The organism is Priestia sp. VA7 (assembly GCF_055710015.1).
This window is the reverse complement of sequence record NZ_JBVQPN010000030.1, coordinates 1-3942: the sequence shown is the minus strand read 5'-3', so window position 1 is coordinate 3942 and position 3942 is coordinate 1. Positions and strand designations below refer to the sequence as shown.

The 3942-nt window shown below is 34.0% G+C and carries 4 protein-coding genes; all 4 read right to left on the bottom strand.

Annotated features, from left to right (window positions below; translation table 11 throughout):
• On the bottom strand, positions 1 to 967 hold a 967-nt coding region (locus tag AC0C45_RS29940), incomplete at its 3' end, for a glycosyltransferase family 2 protein (RefSeq protein WP_472929322.1).
• Positions 968 to 979: 12 nt separating this feature from the next.
• A complete protein-coding gene (locus AC0C45_RS29935) occupies positions 980 to 2671 on the bottom strand; it encodes a DUF6044 family protein (protein WP_472929321.1) in 1692 nt (563 codons plus the stop codon).
• A gap of 213 nt (positions 2672 to 2884) precedes the next feature.
• On the bottom strand, positions 2885 to 3457 hold the full coding sequence (locus AC0C45_RS29930) for a DUF2238 domain-containing protein (RefSeq protein ID WP_472929320.1): 573 nt from the start codon (positions 3455 to 3457) through the stop codon (positions 2885 to 2887).
• Positions 3458 to 3477: 20 nt separating this feature from the next.
• On the bottom strand, positions 3478 to 3942 hold a 465-nt coding region (locus tag AC0C45_RS29925), incomplete at its 5' end, for a DUF2238 domain-containing protein (protein WP_472929319.1).

Below are 3942 nucleotides of genomic sequence, written 5' to 3'. Positions count from 1 at the left end.
CCCCTAATCTTTCTGTATATAAGTCAATATCCACCGCATAAGGGGGTCTCTTTTTTACTTCTATAAATATCTTCCCGATGTATTCTCCTACCATTCCAATACTTATTAATTGTATGGCACCTAACAGCCAAATAGAGATCATTAGAGAGGTCCACCCTATACTTGTATTACCTAATAACTTTTGAATAAATGCATAACAACCTGTCATCAAACTTATAAAAAATAACACGCAACCTAAAAAAGTAAAGGCTCGGATTGGAACGACACTAAACGAGGTGAGGCCATTAAAGGCGAATGAAACCATCTTTTTCAAAGGATATTTGGTTTCCCCGGCTAAACGTTTTTTTCGACTATATGTCACTTTTGAGGATTTAAATCCAATTAAGGGAACAATTCCTCTTAAAAACAAATCTGCTTCTTTATAACGTGAAAGTTCTTCAATCGCTCGTTTGCTCATTAAACGATAATCTGCATGGTTATAAACAAGGTTAATATTTAATTTTTGCATAAAGCGATAAAACCATAACGCGGTATTTCTTTTAAAAAAAGTGTCTGTTTCCCTGCTATTGCGTACACCATATACAACTTCATCCCCCTCATGGTACTTTAAGATAAAATTTCTAATAACAGAAACATCATCTTGGAGATCAGCATCAATGGAAATGACACAGTCCGATTTGGATTTAGCTTTTTCCAGTCCGGCAAGAAGTGCTTTCTGATGTCCAACATTGCATGATAGCTTTAGTCCTGTTACATAGCTATTAATGGTACTCTCGATGGCAATTAATGACCATGTATGATCTTTACTACCATCATCTACAAATAATATCTTGCTATTAGCTGAAATTAACTCTTCTTTCCTCAAATCATCTAAAACAGAGGATAGTTGCGTAATAGTATCTTTTAATACTTCTTGTTCGTTGTAACATGGAACCACTATTGTTACTAAAGGCAGCGTTGGTTTCAATTTCTATACCTCCTATATTACTTGATACAAGTAAATCTTCCATGCAGATTCTTTATGATTAAATTCCTTCAAGAGCGAAAGGTTATTATCTTTCGCGTTCAAAATAGGGACCGATGAAAAGATATATCGACCACCCATTTCTTTAAATTGATTCGTGTTTAACTGTAGATGATGTATCTTTTTTTTCTGGTCTTTTCTGAACTCATATGTTTTACCAAGTTCATCAACGAAGAGGTAACAACGGCTTCCCCATTCATCGTAATATTTTCTTAACTGCTTATTTTTGTCTAACTCTTTGGCTATTATCTTTCGAAATTTATACTTATATTCAAGGGGATATACATTGTTATAAGTATCTAGGGTATAAAACCCATTGTATTGTGAAATAGCTGGGTGAATTCCAATACTTGCTACGCGATACGAACCCTGAGGATCCCCTATATATTCTTTTATATCGTTGAATTGTTCTGTAGCATAAAACTCTCTAAAAGAAGGAGAGTGAAAGTAATGGCCATAAAGAAGTTCTTCATTAAACAGGAGAAGTGTTATGATTTGACTTATAATTGCTAAAGTAGCTAGTTGCCTCCAAAACTTTCCTAATGACCATAGAACGTAACAGGCTAAGCTGAAACTAAGGTAAATAACAATAATTCGTAAGAAATGAAACCTCGCAAAGTTAAATGTATTTAAAAAGCTGATCTTTTCTTTGAGAGGGATCCATACATTATTAAACCAAAAAGCGTACCATATCGATAAAGCAACATTTAAAAGAAATAAAAAAATGAATAGTTTGTTATGTTTTATCTTCCTCTTAAAAGTTAATAAAATAAGTGTTAAAAATAATATTGGGAGAATAACATGCGTATGAACAGTCATAACGTGTGTATGCCCTATGAGAAAGTTTTTAAGCGAAAGGCGCATAGAGTGCCAAAAATCATGTCGTGAAGATATAAATTCCATCCTATGATTTGGCTGTTCTGAAAGAACCATTGAATAGACAAGGCGATACTCAATTAAAAGATAAAGGGAAGTCATAAAAATAAGGCTAAATAGAAATGGCCAATTCCATCTTTTCTTTCTAATCAAGTCATAAATCCATAAAAAAGAAATTGCCACCAAAAAGAAGAAAAAACCAAGTACAAAGCTTGAATAAAAGGGTAAAAGGAAAAGAGCTACCCATTCTTTCCATGAAAAACCTCCAGAACGGATATTCAAAAATGCCCATAAAGCAAGAGGGTAACCTAATGTACTTAACATGCCTGAAGGCCAAAATGGAGTAAGTGCAAATGCAAGTGATACACCAATACGAACAAAGTGGGCATCTTCGTGTTTAATAAAGTGCTTTTTCAATAGTAAATACATTCCACCAAAAGCAGCTAACCGAGTAATCGTTTGGCTTAAAGCATAAGCAGTCATAGAAGGAAAGAGAGCGTGAAGCCAAACAATCCCACTGAATGCTGTCCCGAATGCATCACGAGGCAATCCATTGATAACTTGAGGAATCGTAGAGTGGAGGCCTCCAAATATCTGACCACTTTCAGCCAGCACCTTATACCAAGCAATATTAGAATCTAAATTATCATGAACACGTATGTGAGCGTCTTCCCCTAATACATACATAGGGAGAAAATAAAGAAAAAGTAACACAAGTGCACTGATGATATAAATTTTTTCTTTTCTCTTTCCTGTTGTAGCCACTGACATCTATTACACATCCATTAAATTATTTTTAAAGTGTATCGATTCCCTTTGGCGATTCTATTCATACAAAATATCTGTTTGTTACTATTCCCATCATTATAATCAAAATGTATGTTAGAGAAAGATTTTGAAATTATCATGAGATCATATGAATAAAACTCCTTAATCATTAAGAAGTTTTACCATATGCACAGAATATTTGACGGTTAGTAAATTTTAATTAGACTTTTTTATCTTTGTGCGCCATCTTGCCCATGCTCCTATAAGAAGGCCTCCTAAAGTATCGGCAATTAAATCAATCATCGTATCTTTATTTCCACCGCCCTGTAAAGTCATTCCGAAAAGTTGATCTGAGCTAAATTCGTATATTTCCCAAATGACGCCTCCAAGTGCAGCAAAAGAAAAGGTAAATAGAAAAACAAACCATGCTGATATATACTCTCCTGCACTTCGATGTATTAATCGTTCATATAAAGCGATCCCTGCAAAAGCAAGGATCGCTCCACTTATTAAGTGTAAAAGTGTATCCCACCATCCTAATCCATACCAACCTACAATTGAACCCAGGTACTGTGAGCAAAATAAGAAAACTAAGTAGGAAATGATAATAGGCAAGTTAAACTTGAGCTTAGTAAAAAAAGCTAATAAAAGGGGGATTAATCCGCATACGAAACCACCTATTGAAACCATGGCCTTAAAGGATTCATTACTCAAATAGTAAAATATCGCCAAGCTTCCCATAAAAATGACGTAAATCAAACTAAACAATATAACCAGATTACGTTTCATTCCAACACCTCCTATATTATTTATAGTTTTTGTCGCCATTTCATAGAATAAATAGCAGTTAAAAGAGCTGATGTCATACCTAAAATCATGTCATACATAGTATCTGTATTTCCTCCTGATTGCATAGTGTGAGTAAAAGTCAAATCACCTAAAAACTCATAAACTTCCCACAAAACTGTAGCATTCACTGAGATTGAAAGTACAAATAAGAAAATGGCCCATCTAGAAATTTCAGCTTGTATACGGGTAGCTATAAGTAGCTTATAAAGAGAAATTCCTACAAATCCCATGAAGATTCCTTTGTAAAAGTGTAGAACAGCATCCCACCATTTAAAGCGATTATAAAAGTCTTCAATTGATCCTAAAAATAGTGAACTAAAAAGAAAAATATAATATCCAACTATAAGAGAAATTGGGAAAGGATTAACCTTCGTAAATAACAAAAAAATTGGTAATACACTTACCACTACGCCTCCTAATGCTAC